Genomic DNA, 16,468 nt, shown 5'->3' on the forward strand with positions numbered 1-16,468 from the left:
CTGATCGCCCGCCTGGCTTCGCTTGCGACGGTCGCGATCGCCGGCCGCGACTTCGATCGGCGGCTGCGTCAGGAGAACCGTCGATCGGTCCTGGACGGACCGATTGCCGTGCGTGAAAACATTCCCTGGTGCTTCGTTGGAACCCCTGGTGCTGCGGCGGACGCAGCACGGCCCGATCGGGTCGGGCGACCCGGCCACGTCGAACCGGTAGTCGGCGATCGTCGTACGGCGATCGTCGTGTCAGTGTTCGTCGTTCGCGCGGCCGAGTGACTCTTTCGAGTACTCGAGTATGTATCTCGTGCCAACGTGTTTTGGTACCTCCGTCGGAGTGTCGGCCCGATCGACGTGTAATATGGCTATGGATTCCGGAATGGATAAACGCGATACCGCCGATAGTGTCACGCGTGGACCAACGTACCGTACTCGTCGCCATCGTCGCAGTCGTCGGCGTTCTCGCAGTCTCGCTGGCGGCAGCGACGCTTCCATCGACCGTCGACGTCGAGAGCGGCCTCGGCGGCGGTGGTGGGGGCGGATCCGGCGAAGGGGAGGGAACCGGCGTTCAGCCGCCGCCGGCGTCCGATCGGCCGGTCGACGCCGTCGAAATCCCGTTTGTGAAGGAGATCCTGCTGGTAGTGCTGGGTCTCATCCTGCTTGCGCTTCTGGTGTACTTCGTCCGGAACTGGCGGCAATCCGTTCCGTGGATCGTCATCGTCGTCGTTTTCGTCGCGCTGCTGGTGCTCGCGCTGTTCCTCTTTTCGGGGTCGATCCCGACGGGCGATGAGCCGGTGCCGGAATCCGCGGGCGACGGCGGCCTCGGCGGCGAGGGCGACGGCGGCGGGCTCGGGTCCGGCGATTCGACGCCCGTTCCGACCGTCGTTCTCCTCGCGCTCACGATCGCGTTGCTCGGCGCGATCGTCGTCGCCGCTCGATCGTCGGCAGCGCGATCGACGGTGGTCGATCGGTTGCGAGGTGCCGATCCCAACGCCGACGAGGACGAAGACGACGCAGCGGCGATCGGGCGCGCCGCGGGCCGGGCGGCGGATCGGATCGAGGACGGCGACGACATTGGCAACGACGTCCTTCGAGCGTGGCGGGAGATGATCGACCTCCTCGAGGTGTCCCGTCCCGAAACGACGACGCCGCGCGAGTTCGCGACCGTCGCCGTGGACGCGGGAATGGACTCCGACGATGTCCGCGAGCTCACGCGACTGTTCGAGGACGTTCGGTACGGGGAGTACAGTCCGACGACGGAGCGGGAGAAGCGAGCCGTTCGCGTGTTTCGCCGGATCGAACGGACGTACGGAGCTGATGACGAATGAGGACCCGCGGACTCCTCGTCGGCGCCGGACTCGGACTCTTCGGTCTCGCGCTCGTGGAGATGGTCGCGCCGGGCTCGCTCCCGATGCCGATCGGCGATCCGCTCGTCCCCGTCGTCGGCGGACTGGTGCTGTGCTACGCCTACTACGTCCGCTGGTCCGGCGACGGGTCGGGGGTCACACAGGCGTCGATTCCGGATCCAGAAGACGTTCCGCCGACGCCGACGCCCGGCGACGAATTCGACGAGGTCCTCAAACAGTTTCTCGACTCGGGAACCGTCTATTCCACCACGCGAACGAAGCGAGGGTTGCGGGCCGCGGCGATCGCGGTCCTCACCCGCTACGCCGACTGCACGGAGTCGGAGGCGCGCGAGCGCGTCGACGACGGGACGTGGACGGCCGATCCCTACGCCGCGTCGCTGTTGAGCGAGACCAACGACTCGCCGGGACGGCTTCTCGATCGACTTCGAACGCCGTTCCTCGCCGAATCGCAGTACGAACGAGCCGTTCGTCGCACCGTGTCCGAGATCGCGGCGATCGCAGCTGTTCCGGTCCCGGAGCGGGAGGTCGAGACGATTCGGTCGCGGATACGACAGACGATCGGCTCGTCGCCAGAGCGCACAGCTGCCCCGTCTCCGGCTCGGCGAGCGGCGTCCGGCCCCGCGGCGACCGACGGACGGGCGCCCGCGGGGACGACGGTCGACTCCGACAGGATGGCCGCCGAGGGATCGACCACTCGATCCGGGATCCGACGATCGACCAACCACTGGAGCGGCGTGGGGCTCGTCGCGTTCGTCGCCCTGGGCGTCGGATTGCTCGTCGAGCGGCCGGCGATCCTCCTCGCGGCCGTCGTCGGTATCGGCTACGCGGCCTACGCCCGGTCGATGCCGCTCGAGCCGGTCCAGCTTTCGTTCGAGCGATCGCTCGGCGACGACGACCCGGAGCCGGGAGACGACGTCGAGGTAACCGTGACGATCACAAACGGCTCGTCCCGGTTTCTCCCGGACCTGCGCGTGGTCGACGGCGTCCCGCCGGGACTGGCCGTCACCGACGGATCTCCGCGGTTCGGAACCGCGCTGCGGGCGGGCGACTCGACGACGTTTTCGTACACCGTCACGGCCCGTCGCGGCGAGCACGAGTTCCGACCGGCGATCGCCGTCGCGCGGAACCTGCCCGGGACGGTCGAACGCGAACTCCTCCTCTCGGCGCCGTCGGTGCTGCGGTGCGTGCCGCCGCTCCGGCCGACCCGGGAGGCGGTTCCTCTCCGGGCGCAGGCGAGCGAGTACACCGGTGTCGTCGAGACGGACGCCGGCGGCGCGGGCGTGGAGTTCTACAGCACGCGCCAGTACCAGCCCGGAGACGCGATGAACCGGATCGACTGGCACCACCACGCGCGGACCGGAGAACTCGCCACGCTGAAGTTCCGGCGGGAACGGGCGGCGGTCGTCGTGCTGGTCGTCGACGTCCAGTCGTCGGCGTACGTCTCCCCCGGCCCGGAGTCCGAGCACGCGGTCGATCGATCGATCGCCGCCGCGCGGCGGATCTTCGCCGGCCTGTTGGCCGACGGACACCGGGTCGGCATCGCCGCCATGGGTGCGCCCGACTGCTGGCTCGCACCGTCGACCGGTCGCGATCACCGAGCGCGGGGACGGACGCTCTTCGCCACCGACCCGATCTTTTCGTCCGTTCCCGACGACGATCAGTTCACGCTCTACTGGAAACGGCGACTCCGGCGACGGCTACCGGACGCCGCACAGCTGATCGTGTTCTCGCCGCTTTGCGATCGATCGACGATCCGCTACGTCCGTGAGTTCGAGGCGCGGGGGCATTCGACGACGGTTGTCAGTCCCGATCCGACGGCCGATCGAACGCCCGGACAGCAACTCGCGCGCGTCTACCGAACGGTGGCGACGACCGACCTCCGCCGGGCGGAGATTCCGGTCCTCGACTGGGCGCCCGAGGAGTCGCTCGACGAAGTGCTCGCGAGGGCCCGGGCGGTGACGGGGCGATGACCCGGACCGATCGCTCTCCCGCGCGGCTGAGCGGCGTCGCCTCGTGCGTCGCCGCGGGGTGTGCGGCGATCGCGAGCGGGCTCTACTCGTGGTACGCGCTCGCCGCCGGCGGCGTCGGCCTCGCGCTGCTGGTCAGCGGCGTCGCCAGGGGAACCCGATCGTCAGTCTCCTTGGGCGCCGCGGCGCTGGTCGCCGGTGCGATCGTGGCCGGCGTGCAGGGGGCCGCCGCGGGTGCGGTCCTGGTGAGCGTCGTCGCCGCCGTCCTGGCGTGGGACGCAGGCACGACGGCGATCAGTATCGGCGAGCAACTCGGTCGGAAGGCGCCGACGCGCCGGATCGAACTGGTTCACCTCGCCGCGAGCGCCGCCGTCGGCGCGCTCACGATCGGCGCGGGCTATCTGCTCTACGAGATCGCGACCGACGGCCAGCCGCTGTCGGCGCTGGTGTTGTTGATCGTCGCGACGGTGCTCTTGCTGACGGCGATCCTCCGGGACGACGCGGCTAGCCGCGGATAGCGATTCTCGTAACGGCTGGAGTTGCTTTCGAAACCGTATCGACACCGATAGTCGTCTCACAGTAGCACGCCTCGTAGAAGGGGTCGAGTTTCAAATAGGAATAGTCGCGTTACTCGATCGTCGGCACGGGCGTCTCCGCGAGCACCTCGTCGACGATCGACTCCTTCTCGACGTCGTCGACGGCGGCGTCCGCCGTCAGGACGAGTCGGTGGGCGAGCACTGGCTTGGCGACGCGTTTCACGGTGTCGGGGGTGGCGTAGTCGCGCCCCTCGATGACCGCCCGCGCGCGAGTCGCTTCGAACAGCCGCTGGGAGCCACGCGGCGAGACGCCGACGGCCACGCGGTGGTTCGATCGCGTGCCGCGCGTGAGTTCGAGCATGTAGTCGACGAGGTCGTCGTGAACCCGAACCGTCTCGGGGACGCCCTGGAGGGCTTCCACGCGATCGGCCGTCAGCGCCCGTTCGACGGACGGACTTCGCTCGTGGCGGTTCGCGCGCCGCTTCAGGAGAGCGACTTCGCCCTCGAAACTCGGGTAGCCGATGCTCGTTTTCACCATGAACCGATCGACCTGGGCCTCCGGCAGGACGAACGTTCCCTCGTGTTCGACCGGATTCTGCGTCGCGATGACGAAAAAGGGGTCGGGCAGTTCGCGCGTCTCGCCGCCGACGGTCACCTGGTGCTCCTCCATCGCCTCCAGTAACGCGGACTGGGTTTTCGGGGGCGCGCGGTTGATCTCGTCGGCGAGGACGACGTTGCTGAATATCGGTCCCTCCTGGAACTCGAACTCCCGCGTGCGCTCGTTGAAGACGTGCGTTCCGGTCACGTCGCCCGGAAGCAGGTCCGGCGTGAACTGGATCCGGGAAAAAGAGAGACCGAGCGCCCGCGCCATGCTGCGCGCGGTAAGCGTCTTCCCCGTCCCCGGCACGTCCTCGAGTAATACGTGTCCGCGGGCCAGCAGCCCGAGGAGGGTCGTCTCGAGGAACTCCCGATCGCTCACCACCGTTTCCCCGATCGCGTCGATGACGGCCGCGCACTCGTCGGCGGCCTCGTCGATGTCCATGCGCTGTTACTAGGACGACACCTATACAGAACTGTTGATCTCCCGGTGACACGTGTGCGGCCTCGGCGGCCGATCCGTTCTCTCGTCGGTCGCAACCGGCCGCCTGACTCCGATTCGGCCGATCGACGACGGACCGGTTCGGCGATCGGACTCGCCGGCTGCCGTCCGAGGCGTCGGAAACTCGGTGTGCGTTGTGACGAGTTGTATGACGGTCGTCCGTCGGACGTCAGTAGACAACCATCGGGTTTTATATATCCGAGTCTGGCAGCGCGAAGTATGAATCGGGGGCAACCGATCAGTCAGACAGTCATCGAAACGATCGCCGAACACGAAGGAACGCCGTGTGCGGAGCTCACTCCGCCGCTTCACTACGCCGTCGATCTGGAGGCGCTCGACTCGCTCGCCCAGTCGGCGGGCTCCGATCGGGATCGACTCTCGGTCGAATTCTCGTATCAGGGTTACACGGTTCGCGTGCGCGGTGACGGTGAGGTGACGATCGGCGATTCCGACCCGGTCGCGCAGGCCGAACGAGAGGCCGCGTAGCGACCAATCGACGCTCGGAGTCGACCGGAGCGATCGGTGCGGTAGTCGGTCGGGAGCGCCGAATCGCGTACGGATGGGCGATCGATTCCGGTCGGCTCGGCTCAGCGTAGGCTCGATGTCGACGTTGTTGGCGATCGAAGCGACTCGCTCGGTACGGCGGTCGCGGGACCGAGCAAACGAACTCGTTCGATCCCGCGCACACTTGACGGTATTTCTACGCCATCGGCTGCTATTTGGGGTATTAATCCCTCGCTAAGTTCATAGAATCATGTATTAATAGGTATGAATTATACGATTATCCCGGTTCCGACCGACGAACCGTCACCGTCCGGGTGGTGTCGCGTGGGGGCGTCAGCGGGTACCCGTTCGATGAGGAGACGGACGGTGCTGAAAGTGATCGATCGCGGCGCTCGGGCTCTCGAACCGACGCGGACGCGAGACGGGAGTTTCGGACTCGCGCTGGCGCGCGGCCACCCGCGATCGCGGACGCGGTCGTAGACGCCGGCGCGGTGACCGCGTCAGTAGCGGCCACCCGCTGCGGTGCGGGCGATCCGCGCCTCCCGACCGCTCCGATTCGATCGGTGTTCGGCGGCTACTGACCCGGCGCGCTCGGGGCCCGTTTTCCGGTGCCGAAATCGCGGACGCTCGGATAATCGGCGATCAACCCGTCGACGCCCAGTTCGAGGGGCGCCGTTGCGTCTCGCCAGCTGTCGATCGTCCAGACGTTCACCTCGCGACCCTCCGCGTGCGCCGTCTCCACGAGGGCGCGATCGAGCACGCCCGTCGACACGTTGACCGCTTCGGCGTCCAGCTCGCGGGCGATCTCGAGGTTTTCCTCCGGGTTGCTGCCGAATATGACCCCCACCGGAATCGTCGGATCGATCTCTCGAACCGCCTCGAGCGCGTCCGACTCGAACGAGGAGACGTAGAAGTCGCCCGGATACTCGGCCGCGATACCCAGGGCGCGATCGGCGAATTCGAGCCAGGAGTCGTTCCCTGACGCCTTGAATTCGATGTTCATCGTGATGCTCGGCCGCGCCGCATCCAGGACCTCCCCCAGGGTGGGTATCGTCTCGCCGCTTTCGAGGACTTCCGTCTGAGTGACGGTTTCGAAGGGTGTCTCGGCGACCGGCCCCGATTCGTCCGTGAGATGATCGAGCACGTTGTCGTGGAAAACGACGATTTCGCCGTCCTCGCACGCCACGACGTCGATCTCGATCCGATCGGCGCGGAGTCGCGACGATCCCGCGACCGCCGCGACGGTGTTCTCCGGGTAGACGTCGGCGTAGCCCCGGTGCGCCGTGATCCGCGGCGCTCGAATCGCGTCCCGCTCCTCGGAACGCTCCGCCGCAGCCGTGTCGCTGACGACAATCGAGGCGATCGACGCGCCCGTGAGCGCGCCGGCCGCTCCCATGAACCGCCGTCGATTCGCCGTGCCCAACGGCGCTTTCGCGCTGTCGCCGTTTTCTTTCCCAGACATCAGAATCTAACTCCTGGGAGAAATAGAAGTATATTTATAATAGATGGCTATACTGAAAATTCGGCTCACGTGTACTGTAGAGAACTCAATAGGGTTCTTGACGTTCGAGAGGACACCTCATCTCGATCGCCGCGGCGTTCCCGCTCATCGGATTCGACGAGTCGACTCACCGGTCGCCCCCGTCGTTTCTCGTGGAACTCTCAGAATTTGAAGCCGAACGCTCGGGAACTGTGTCTAGGATTCCATCCCAAATCTCGCCTTAACCACTCGGAGGTGCGTTGATCCGTCTTGGATCGCTAGCATCCCCTTGCCGGATGGTGTGCCGATGGTTCGGATCGTGATGGCTGGTAGGGTGGTCTGAGAAGGTTGTCTCCGGTTGTGGGACAATAGTAGAGTTCGTCCAAACTGCGACAACGAACGGGTACCGCTCTGGCCATCTCTCATGCGTATCTCGATCGCGCTACTTCAAATCCTGTCTCTGTCAGATTCTTGCCGCTCGCGAATGTGCTCGCGGCAGTAATATGGGATCGCCCGGATTTGAACCGGGGTCACGGGCACCCAAGGCCCGAAGTATACCAGGCTAACCCACGATCCCGTATTCACTGTTCCGGCCCGACGTCATAAAGCGTTTCGTTCCGTCGGCGGGTTTTACCTCGCTCCGCCCGAACAGTCAGCTATGGTTACGGGACTCGAAATCCTCCTGGTGGTCCTCGTGCTTGCCGCCCTCCTGGGCGCGTCGACGATCGTCGAGACCGTCCGCCCGTTCATCGTCAACACCGCCGTCGGCCTGCTGGTGTTGTTCCTCGCGCAGGCGGTGTTCGGTCTCTCGGTCGCCGTCACGCCGATCGCGATCGTCATCGTCGCCCTCGGGGGCGTCCCGGGTGCGATACTGGTGATCATGCTGGCGCTGTTCGGCGTCGCATTCGTGCCCTGACGGCCAGCGGTTACTCGCTTCCCTACTCGCGATTTCCGCGTCGATCGCTTCTCGGAAAGCGAGTCGTCGGTTCGTCGCGACGACTGCGTGGTCGACGGTCGTCCGTTCTCACAGATCGGCATCGCGGAGCTCGATATCTGCGATCAGCTCGTAGGGGTGGGCGTCCTTGCGGATACCGTCGACGAGCGCGAACGCCTCGCCCGGCTCGAGGAAGTGCTCGGTGATCACCCGACCCAGCGGCGTCGGCTCGAAGCCGTCGATGAACTCGTACTGGAGGAGTTTGCCGATCGCGTGCTTCGTCGGCACCTCGCCGAGCATCCGATCGTTGAGGGCCTTCGCGCGCTTGCCGCTGACGGTGACGTTCGCGAGGGTCTCCTCGACCGCCGCGGTCTCGTCGTAGCGGGTCATCACTGACTCCATGTCGCCTTTGAGGAGCTTGAAGGCGACCTCGTCTTCGGTCATCTCCATCGAGTTGTGGTAGGAGCAGTCGGGTTCGACGAGGACGTACACCTTCCCCTCGTCGTGGTAGTCGGGCCGACCCGCGCGGCCGAGCATCTGGTGGAACTCCTGGACGGAGAGCCACTCGATGCCCATCGCCAGCGAGTCGAAGACGACCTGCGAGGCCGGAAAGTCGACTCCCGCCGCGAGCGCGGCCGTCGTCACGACCGCGGCCAAGTCCTGTTCACCGAACTGGCGTTCGACTTTCTTCCGGCGCTTGTAGTCTAACCCGGCGTGGTACGGCGCGGAGGAGTACTCCAGTTTCCGGGAGATCTCGTGACACCGCCTGCGGGAGTTCGTGAAGATGATCGTCTGGCCGCGGTAGCCCTTCGACGACTCGGTGTCGAACTCCCGCTTGACGAGTTTGTTCTCGATCCGCATCTTCTCCCGTCCGTCGGCGAACGTGACGTGACGCTCGATCGGCACCGGCCGCTCCTCGAACTCGATGAGTTTCGACTCCAGCACCTTTGCGAGCTGTTCGGGGTTGCCGACGGTCGCGGAGAGGTAGACCCACTGTGCGCCTCCGTAGTCGTCGCGGCGCGTTGCTCGTCCTTCACAAGTGTACTTGAGTCGCGAGATGAGTCCGTCGAGGCGGTGGCCCCGTTCCTCCTCTTTGAGGGTGTGGACCTCGTCGATGACGACCGTTCCGATGTCGCCCATGTCCTTGCCCGTCCGCAGGGCGTGGTCGATCCCCTCGTACGTGCCGACGATGACGTCGGCGTTCGGATCGAACTTGTTGCCGTTATCGCTGATGCGACTCGCACCGACGCGGATCGAGACGTCGACCAGGTGGCCGTACTCGTCTTTGAAGTCTTCGTACTTCTGGTTCGCGAGCGCGACCAGCGGGACGAGAAAGAGCATCTTCCCATTCCCGTTTAACACGCGGTTGATGCCGGCCATCTCGCCGACGAGGGTCTTCCCGGTCGCCGTCGCCGATACCACTAGCTGGTCGTCGCCCTCGAACAGCCCGTTCTCGACGGCGAGACTCTGGACCGGCAGCAGCGTCTCGAACCGATCTTCGAGCAGGTTCTGCAGCCCCGGATGGAGGTTCAGCGAGTCGACGCGGACGGGATCGACCTCGTCGGTCGTCGCCGAGATTGTATCGAACTTCGTGAGATCGGGGTCGAGTCGCCCCTTGAGCAGGTTGACGATCCGATCGAGGTCCTGGACCTCGAGCATGAGTTCTTCGAGGCGCTCCTTGGCGGCGCCGGTCACCTCGCCGCCGCCGGCGTAGGAGAGCTGCCGTTCGAGTTCCCGCCGGGCGCAGTCCCGGCAGATCCAGTCCCGATCGTCCTTGACAGCGGTTTCGGTCGTGATGGGCGAGTACCGGCCCGCGGAGGCGCAGTAGCGGCAGGTCCTGACGGCCTTTGCCTTGTCGTCGAGCTGGTAGCCCGCGAACATCTCCGTGAGTTCGTGCCGGCCCTCGGGCGAGGTCTGCTCGGAGATGCGGATCCGCTTCGCTCGGCGGGCGAGTTCGACGAACTCGTCGGGCTGGCGGGGTTCCTCGCTGGAGCCCTGTTTGAGTCGGAACTTCGCGGGCCGCGGCCCGGCCGAGGTCTCCGAGAGCCCGAGTTTCGCCCGGAACAGCCGCTGTCCGTCACGCTGGACGACGACGAGGTAGTCGTTGCCCGCCTCGTGACAAAAGATCGTCTCGATCTCCTGGACCTGCTTCGACACGGCCGTCAGTATGGCGGGACGGTATTTCAGCGGTTCGGACTCCCTCGGCGATCGCACCGACTCCCGCTCCGGCGATCGTCCGCCGGCCGAGGCCGGGCGCGATCGATGCGGCGCCCCGTCGCATCGTCCGTCGAACGTACCGGACAACGGCTCTCAATAGCGCTACGTTCCACAATTAGCGAGCTACATGGTATCCGGGTCTCGTTCGCCAATCGAATGGGGTTCAATCCAGCCGAGTACGTTCCGGGAGTTCGTCGCAGTTACGCGCTTCGCTTCGTCGCCGCGCTCGTGGCCGTCGTCGTCGTGCTGGGCGCGTTCGGCGGCTACGTCTACGCGCACACCGGCGACGAACTCGAGTCCGACGTCGCGTCGCAACTCGTCTCCGGCGCCGAGAAAGATTCGGATCGACTCGACACCTGGTACGACTCGACCGAGCGGTACATGGAGTCGCTGCCGCGATCGACGGCGTTTCGGAGCGAAGACACGGTCGCGATCTCCGACGCGTTACACCGATTGACCGATCGCGCCGCGTTCGAGGGCGGCTACTACGTTGACCCCGCGACCGGCGAGGTCCTCGTCTCCGCCGGCGTGTCCGCGGTCGCCGACGAGCGGCGGCTGAACGATGCGACGGCCGATCGCGTCGCTGCGGCGATGGACGACGGGTCCAGTACGGCCTTCACCGAGCCGTTCGAGATCGAAACCGGCCGCCCCGCGATGCTCGTCGTCAGCAAGGTTCCGGGATCCGATCGCGCCGTCGTCGGGCTCGTCGATCTCGGGTCGCTGTCCCGCTACATGATCGGCGACGAGGAGGACGACGTGGTCGTCGTCGATTCGAGCGGGACCGTCGTCCTCGCACACGATCGGGCGCTGCTTCTCCGGGACGACGTCCTCGATCCTGCCGACGTCGGTGACGGAACCGGAACGGCGTCGATCGAAACCGCGGCCGGGGATGAGCTCGTGGTGGGCTACGCGGCGCTCGAGAGCACGGACTGGACCCTGACGACCAGGGTCCCCGCCGCGAAGGCGTACTCGCTACAGACGGTCGTCTCGAACGGGATCCTGGCGATGCTGGCCGTCGCCCTCGCGAGCGTCGTCGTCCTCGGCGCGACGATCGGTCGAACCACCGCCCGATCGCTCCGCGACCTCTCCGGGAAGGCCAAGGCCATCGAAGGCGGGACCCTCGACGATCCCGTCGAGTCGACCCGCAGCGACGAACTCGGGGATCTCCACCGGTCGCTCGATCGGATGCGCCGGTCGCTGCGCGATCGGATCGAGGAGGCGGAGTCGGCGCGAGCGGACGCCGAACGCGCCCGCGCGGAATCGGATCGGTTCTCCCGCCACCTCGAACGGACGGCCGACGAGTACGGCGAAATCATGCGCGCCTGCGCCGACGGCGATCTCACGCGACGACTCGAACCCGACGGTGAGAGCGAGGCGATGGCCGCGGTCGCGGCCGAGTTCAACGCGATGATGGACGACATCGAGCGGACCGTCGGCGTCACGCGGGCGTTCGCGGACGCGGTCGACGACGCGGCAGAGACGACTGCCGACGGCGTCGTCGAGGTCCGATCGGCCTCCGAACAGGTGACGACCTCGGTTCAGCAGATCGCCGACGGCGCGGACCGACAGAGCGACCAACTCGCGGCCGTAAGCGCCGAGGTCGACGACCTATCGACGGCGACCGAAGAGATCGCCGCGACCTCCTCGCGGGTGGCCTCGCTCGCCGGACGAACCGCGGAAACCGGCTCGAACGCCCGCGAATCCGCCCAGCGAGCGATCGACGGGATGAACGCCGTCGAGACCGAGGCCGACGAGGCCGTCGCGGAAGTCGACCGACTCGAACGGGAGATGGCGGAGATCGACGACCTCCTGGCGCTCATCGAGGCGGTGGCCGTCGAGACGAACATGCTGGCGCTCAACGCCTCGATCGAGGCGTCGCGCTCCGATTCGTCGGCCGGCGGCTTCACCGCGGTGGCCGAGCAGGTCAAGTCACTCGCCGAGGAGACCCAGGAGGCGGCGACGGAGATCGAGGACCGCCTCGAGCGGGTCGACGGGCAGACCGATCGCGTCGTCGAGGTGGTTCGCAAGACGAACGATCGGATCGAGACCCACCGGGGCGCGGTCGAGAAGTCGGTGGCCGCGCTCGACGAGATCTCGTCGTTCGCCGCGGAAACCAACCGGGGCGTCCAGGAGATTTCGACCGCGAGCCAGCAGCAAGCCGCCGCAACCCAGCAGGTCGTGGCGATGACCGACGACGTGACGGCCATCAGCGAGGAGACCAGCGCCGAAGCCGAGACCGTCGCGGCGGCGGCCGAGGAACAGACCTCGTCGCTCGTCGAGGTTTCGCACACCGCGGCATCGCTGTCGGAGCGCGCGGGAGAACTCTCCGAGTCGCTCTCGACGTTCGAAGTCTCGATCGATCCGTCCGCAGCGGACGGCGACGAATCGGAGTCCGCGGATACGACCGCGCGTAGCGACGATGAACCCCCCGACAGCGGGGACGAACCGAACGCGTTCACGTGGTCCGAGTAACGGGACGGTTCAGTCAGACGCTCGAATTCGATCGGAGAGCGGCTTCGAGATCGCTTAGAACTCGCCGTTGACGATGTCGCTGACTTTCTGTCGGTCGAACAGCTCCTCGTCGACGCCATAGACCTGTTGGGCCGCGCGTTCGGTGAGGACGAGGTTGATGATCGGCCCCTGGTGGAGCGGCCCGCCGCGGTAGACGTCACCGTTCTGGACGGCGGTGAGATCGCTGGCGACGTTGTGGTTTTCCATCTCGGCGACGACCGTATTCCGGAACTCCTCGGCGCTAAGATCCTCGTTGCCGCGCAACAGGAGGACTTCGGGGTCGATCTCGAGGAGGTTTTCGTAGTCGATCCGACCGCGGGAGTCGTGGAAGTTCTCCACGTTCGCTTCCGCGAGCGCGTCGTGGATGCCGAGGTCGTTCCACTGCTTGAAACTCGTCCCCTCGTCGATCGTGTACGGGAGGAACTCGCCGTCGCCCATTGGCCAGACGATCGCGACTCCGGGCCGCTCGTCCTCCGACGGGACGACGTCCCCGAGCGTCGACTGGAACTCGTCGTGAAGCGTGGAAAACGCCTCGTATCGTTCTTCCTCCTGGAATACCTCGGCGAGTTTCCCGAACGCCTCGTACAGCGTGAGGTACTCATAATCGTGCCAGTTGTATCCCCGAGAGAAGATGCTGTTCCCGAAGATCGGGGCGATCTGTTCGATATCTTCGACGTCGCTCTCGTCGATCGTGTCGTACCGGTTCGTCATGAAGTTAGGATCCATGACGTGCAGGTCGGCGTCGAGTTCGTAGAACTTCTCGACGTCGACGCCGTCGTCGTACAGATCGATCATCCCCTCTTTGCTGACGTCGAGGTCGGGAATCCCGTCGTAGTACTGCGTGTGGTATCGGCTGGTGAGCCAGAGGGCCTTCGGCGGTTCCTGTCCGAGCGCGATCCCCATGTCGGCCCAGGTGCCGTTGTTGGCGACCCACGTCTCCGGGACGGCGTCGAACTCGACGGTTCCGACGGGCTCCATGGTCACGGAGTAACTGCCGCCTGATTCGCTTCCGCCGTCGCCGTTCCCGTCATCGTTTCCGTTGTCGTTCCCGTCGTCTAGACAACCGGCGACGGCGCCTACCCCGGCGATCGCGGCGCTCGTTCGGAGGACGTGTCGTCTCGACCAGTATCCTTCGTCGCTCATTACGCTTTAGGCACACCTAAAACGTCAAAAACCTTCCGAAAGTGCGCTTACGATCGATCGGTCTGGAGCGCTCGCTTCGGTAATACTTGCAACTCGGGTTCGTATTTGACGCTCGCCTCGACGCCGAAGACGTCCGCGAGCAGCTGCTCGGTGACGATCTCCTCGGGTGGCCCCCAGTCGTACAGCTCCCCGTCGCGCATCGCGATGAGGTAGTCGGCGAACCGCGCGGCCTGGGAGATGTCGTGGAGCACGACCGCGACGGTCACGCCCTTTCGCTCGTTCAGCTGGCGGATCGTTTCGAGGACGCGGAACTGGTGGTGCAGGTCGAGGAAGGTCGTGGGTTCGTCGAGCAGAAGGATGTCGGTGTCCTGGGCCAACACCATCGCGATCCAGGCGAGTTGCTTTTGGCCCCCGCTCAACTGACCGAGTTCGGCGTCGCGAAGGTGGTCGACGCCCGCGAGCTCGAGGGCGCGTTCGACCGCCTCGACGTCCTCTGCAGAGACGCTGTCGAAGAACCCGCGGTGGGGATACCGGCCGTGGTAGACGAGGTCCTCGACGGTGATGCTGGCCACGGGATCGTTCTCCTGCGAGAGGAGCCCGAGTTCGCGCGCGAGTTCCTTCCGGTCGAACTCCTGAAGATCCTCCCCTCGCAAGCGGACGGCCCCCGCCTCCGGCTCGAGGTGACTCGAGAGCGCCTTGAGCATCGTGCTCTTGCCGCTGCCGTTCGGTCCGACGAGGGCGGTCACTTCCCCGTCGGGAATGTCCAGGCGCGCGCAGTCGACGATGGTCTCGTCGGTCGCGGGATAGCTCAACTCGAGGTCGTCGCCGACGAGTGCGCTTTCGACGACGCCGTCGGCGTCGCCGGTTACGGTCGTTTCAGCGGCGGTGCCAGTATCGGCGTCGGCGCCGGCGTCAGCGTCGCTGTCACTTCCACCGGCTCCCGTCGATTCGTCGAGGTTCCTATCGGTCATGGGATTCGATCGCGTCATCAGAGTTCACCCATCGATCGCTGTTTGCGCATCAGATAGAGGAAGTACGGGCCGCCGAGCAGGCCGGTGACGACGCCGACCGGTATCTGTGTGCCGCCGAGTGCGAGTCGCGCGCCGACGTCGGCCGCGACCATCAGCGCCGGACCGGCGAACAGACAGCCGATCATCAGCTGCCGGTAGTCGCCGCCGAGCGTGTTTCGCACGATGTGGGGCACGACGAGACCGAAGAAGCTGACGATGCCCGCGATGGAGATGGCGACGCTGGCGGCCAGGATCGCGACGGCCGAGAGGAAGAACCGAACCCGCTCGACGCGCATGCCGAGCGATCGAGCGGTTTGCTCGCCGAGCAACAGGACGTTGAGCTGTCGCGCGCCGGCGAGGGCGATCAGGATCGCCAGGATCGCAGGCACGATCGCGACCCGGACCTCGTCCCAGCCGGTACCCGTGAGCGAACCGGTGAGCCACGCGATCGCCGTCTGGACGACGCCGAGGTCGTCGGCGAAGAAGAAAAGCCCCTGCTGGAGCGACTGAAAGATCATGTTGACGATCACGCCCGCGAGGACGAGTCGGACGGGGCTCGTCCCGCCCTTCCAGGCGATCGCGTAGACGACCAGAAACGCGAGCGTTCCGCCCAGCGCGGCGACGAAGGGGAGCAACGGCGCGAGGCCGCTGTAGACGACGAGCGTCGCGAGCACGGCGAACCCGGCTCCGGAACTCACGCCCAGCACGAAGGGGCTTGCCAGTTCGTTGCGCGTCACCGCCTGGAAGATCGCACCGGAGACGGCGAGCGTCGCACCGGCGATGATCGCGACGAACACCCGCGGCAGCCGGATGTTCCAGACGATGAGACTGTTTCTATCCATCTCGGGGAGTTCGCCCCCGAGCAGGAACGCGTTCCAAGCCTTGATGTTGAACACCACGTCCGGATTCGCGACCGCCCGCCAGGCTTCGGCGATCGTCATCGAGTACGACCCGAAACTAACCTGCACGAGCCCGGCGACGATCGTAACGATCGTGCTCGCCAGACAGAACACCACTAGCGTGCCGGTGAGCCAGCTCTCTTGCTTCTGAGCGGTCGTTTGCGCCCCAGTCCCGGCCGAGTGCGATCCAGCCATTCACATTTAGGTCCGCCTAAAGAACGTTTAGTAGTTGCGATCCTCGCCTGCGACCGACCGACGCCGATCGGACGGGAACTGGCGCTACTCGAGCAGTTCGATCGCGTCGTCGCCGTTCGGGACCGCACAGAGGAACGCGCCCTGCTCGTCGCCGTCGTTGCGGTACCAGTGGACCGCGCCGGCAGGGATCAACAGCGAGTCGCCCGCTTCCACGTCGTACTCTTCGTCTTCGATGCCGACGGTGTATGCGCCCTCGAGGACGTACTGCTCGTGTTCGACCTCGTTCGTGTGTTTCGGCACTTCGGCCCCGGAATCGAGGACGAACCGCCGGATCGCGAAGTTCGGCGCGCCGTGCTCATCGCCGATCAGGACGCCCTTCCGGAGGCCGTCGGCCGCGTCGACTGCTTCGTACTCGATCTCCGTGTCCGATCGGATCAGCGGCTCGGTCATACGCCTATTCGGCGATCGATCACCAAAATTGTCCCGGAGGGGTGCGGCCGCCCTCGGCTCTCGGTCCCCGATCCCGCACCCTCCGCTACGCCGGCTACAGCGCGCGTCGAATCCTCGAACCGGCGTACCAGAGCCCGCCGAGGAATCCGACGAAGAGGAGAAGGT

13 protein-coding genes and 1 tRNA gene are annotated in these 16,468 nt (G+C 66.0%); 6 read left to right on the forward strand and 8 right to left on the reverse strand.

All coding sequences use genetic code 11. The features are described from left to right. Window positions 1-404 precede the first annotated feature (404 nt). From MUH00_RS08775 to MUH00_RS08785, 3 genes are read left to right on the forward strand one after another with little or no spacing between them, the layout of a single operon-like run. On the forward strand, window positions 405-1,319 hold the full coding sequence (locus MUH00_RS08775; protein WP_247003718.1) for a DUF4129 domain-containing protein: 915 nt from the start codon (window positions 405-407) through the stop codon (window positions 1,317-1,319). Further along, window positions 1,316-3,328 (forward strand): DUF58 domain-containing protein, encoded by a 2,013-nt coding sequence (locus MUH00_RS08780; RefSeq protein ID WP_247003719.1) that lies wholly within the window; start codon window positions 1,316-1,318, stop codon window positions 3,326-3,328. Before MUH00_RS08775 ends, MUH00_RS08780 begins: the two co-directional genes overlap by 4 nt. Next, complete coding sequence (locus MUH00_RS08785; protein ID WP_247003720.1) at window positions 3,325-3,843, forward strand: DUF7519 family protein; 519 nt, start codon at window positions 3,325-3,327, stop codon at window positions 3,841-3,843. The genes MUH00_RS08780 and MUH00_RS08785 overlap by 4 nt, the downstream gene beginning before the upstream one ends. A 109-nt stretch (window positions 3,844-3,952) precedes the next feature. Here MUH00_RS08785 and MUH00_RS08790 read toward each other — a convergent pair whose 3' ends face one another. Next, window positions 3,953-4,903 (reverse strand): AAA family ATPase, encoded by a 951-nt coding sequence (locus MUH00_RS08790; RefSeq protein ID WP_247003721.1) that lies wholly within the window; start codon window positions 4,901-4,903, stop codon window positions 3,953-3,955. A gap of 276 nt (window positions 4,904-5,179) precedes the next feature. Here MUH00_RS08790 and MUH00_RS08795 point away from each other — a divergent pair, with 276 nt between their 5' ends. Further along, window positions 5,180-5,446 (forward strand): HalOD1 output domain-containing protein, encoded by a 267-nt coding sequence (locus tag MUH00_RS08795; RefSeq protein WP_247003722.1) that lies wholly within the window; start codon window positions 5,180-5,182, stop codon window positions 5,444-5,446. A gap of 592 nt (window positions 5,447-6,038) precedes the next feature. Here MUH00_RS08795 and MUH00_RS08800 read toward each other — a convergent pair. Together MUH00_RS08800 and MUH00_RS08805 are read right to left on the reverse strand one after the other, a co-directional pair. Beyond that, entirely contained in the window at window positions 6,039-6,926 is an 888-nt protein-coding gene (locus MUH00_RS08800) for a glycerophosphodiester phosphodiesterase (protein ID WP_247003723.1), read from the reverse strand. A 522-nt stretch (window positions 6,927-7,448) separates the two neighbouring features. After that, window positions 7,449-7,521 (reverse strand) — tRNA-Pro (locus MUH00_RS08805). 81 nt (window positions 7,522-7,602) lie between these two features. On the opposite strand from MUH00_RS08805, the gene MUH00_RS08810 reads away from it, so the two are divergent. After that, entirely contained in the window at window positions 7,603-7,860 is a 258-nt protein-coding gene (locus MUH00_RS08810; RefSeq protein WP_247003724.1) for a pro-sigmaK processing inhibitor BofA family protein, read from the forward strand. 108 nt (window positions 7,861-7,968) lie between these two features. On the opposite strand, the gene MUH00_RS08815 is transcribed toward MUH00_RS08810, so the two are convergent. Next, window positions 7,969-10,035, reverse strand: coding sequence for a DEAD/DEAH box helicase (locus MUH00_RS08815; protein ID WP_247003725.1), 2,067 nt, complete (start codon window positions 10,033-10,035; stop codon window positions 7,969-7,971). 216 nt (window positions 10,036-10,251) lie between these two features. Here MUH00_RS08815 and MUH00_RS08820 point away from each other — a divergent pair, with 216 nt between their 5' ends. Next, the gene (locus tag MUH00_RS08820) at window positions 10,252-12,567 is read left to right on the forward strand and encodes a methyl-accepting chemotaxis protein (protein WP_247003726.1); all 2,316 of its coding nucleotides are present in this window, start codon (window positions 10,252-10,254) and stop codon (window positions 12,565-12,567) included. Between the two features lie 54 nt (window positions 12,568-12,621). Here MUH00_RS08820 and MUH00_RS08825 read toward each other — a convergent pair whose 3' ends face one another. From MUH00_RS08825 to MUH00_RS08840, 4 genes are all read right to left on the reverse strand, one after another. Further along, on the reverse strand, window positions 12,622-13,749 hold the full coding sequence (locus MUH00_RS08825) for an ABC transporter substrate-binding protein (protein ID WP_247003727.1): 1,128 nt from the start codon (window positions 13,747-13,749) through the stop codon (window positions 12,622-12,624). A 47-nt stretch (window positions 13,750-13,796) separates the two neighbouring features. Next, window positions 13,797-14,720, reverse strand: coding sequence for an ABC transporter ATP-binding protein (locus MUH00_RS08830; protein WP_247003728.1), 924 nt, complete (start codon window positions 14,718-14,720; stop codon window positions 13,797-13,799). Window positions 14,721-14,737: 17 nt separating this feature from the next. Next, on the reverse strand, window positions 14,738-15,853 hold the full coding sequence (locus MUH00_RS08835; RefSeq protein WP_247003729.1) for a FecCD family ABC transporter permease: 1,116 nt from the start codon (window positions 15,851-15,853) through the stop codon (window positions 14,738-14,740). A gap of 84 nt (window positions 15,854-15,937) precedes the next feature. Next, entirely contained in the window at window positions 15,938-16,303 is a 366-nt protein-coding gene (locus MUH00_RS08840) for a cupin domain-containing protein (RefSeq protein ID WP_247003730.1), read from the reverse strand. Window positions 16,304-16,468: the final 165 nt, after the last annotated feature.

This window comes from Halosolutus gelatinilyticus (assembly GCF_023028105.1).
Taxonomy (GTDB): Archaea; Halobacteriota; Halobacteria; order Halobacteriales; family Natrialbaceae; genus Halosolutus; species Halosolutus gelatinilyticus.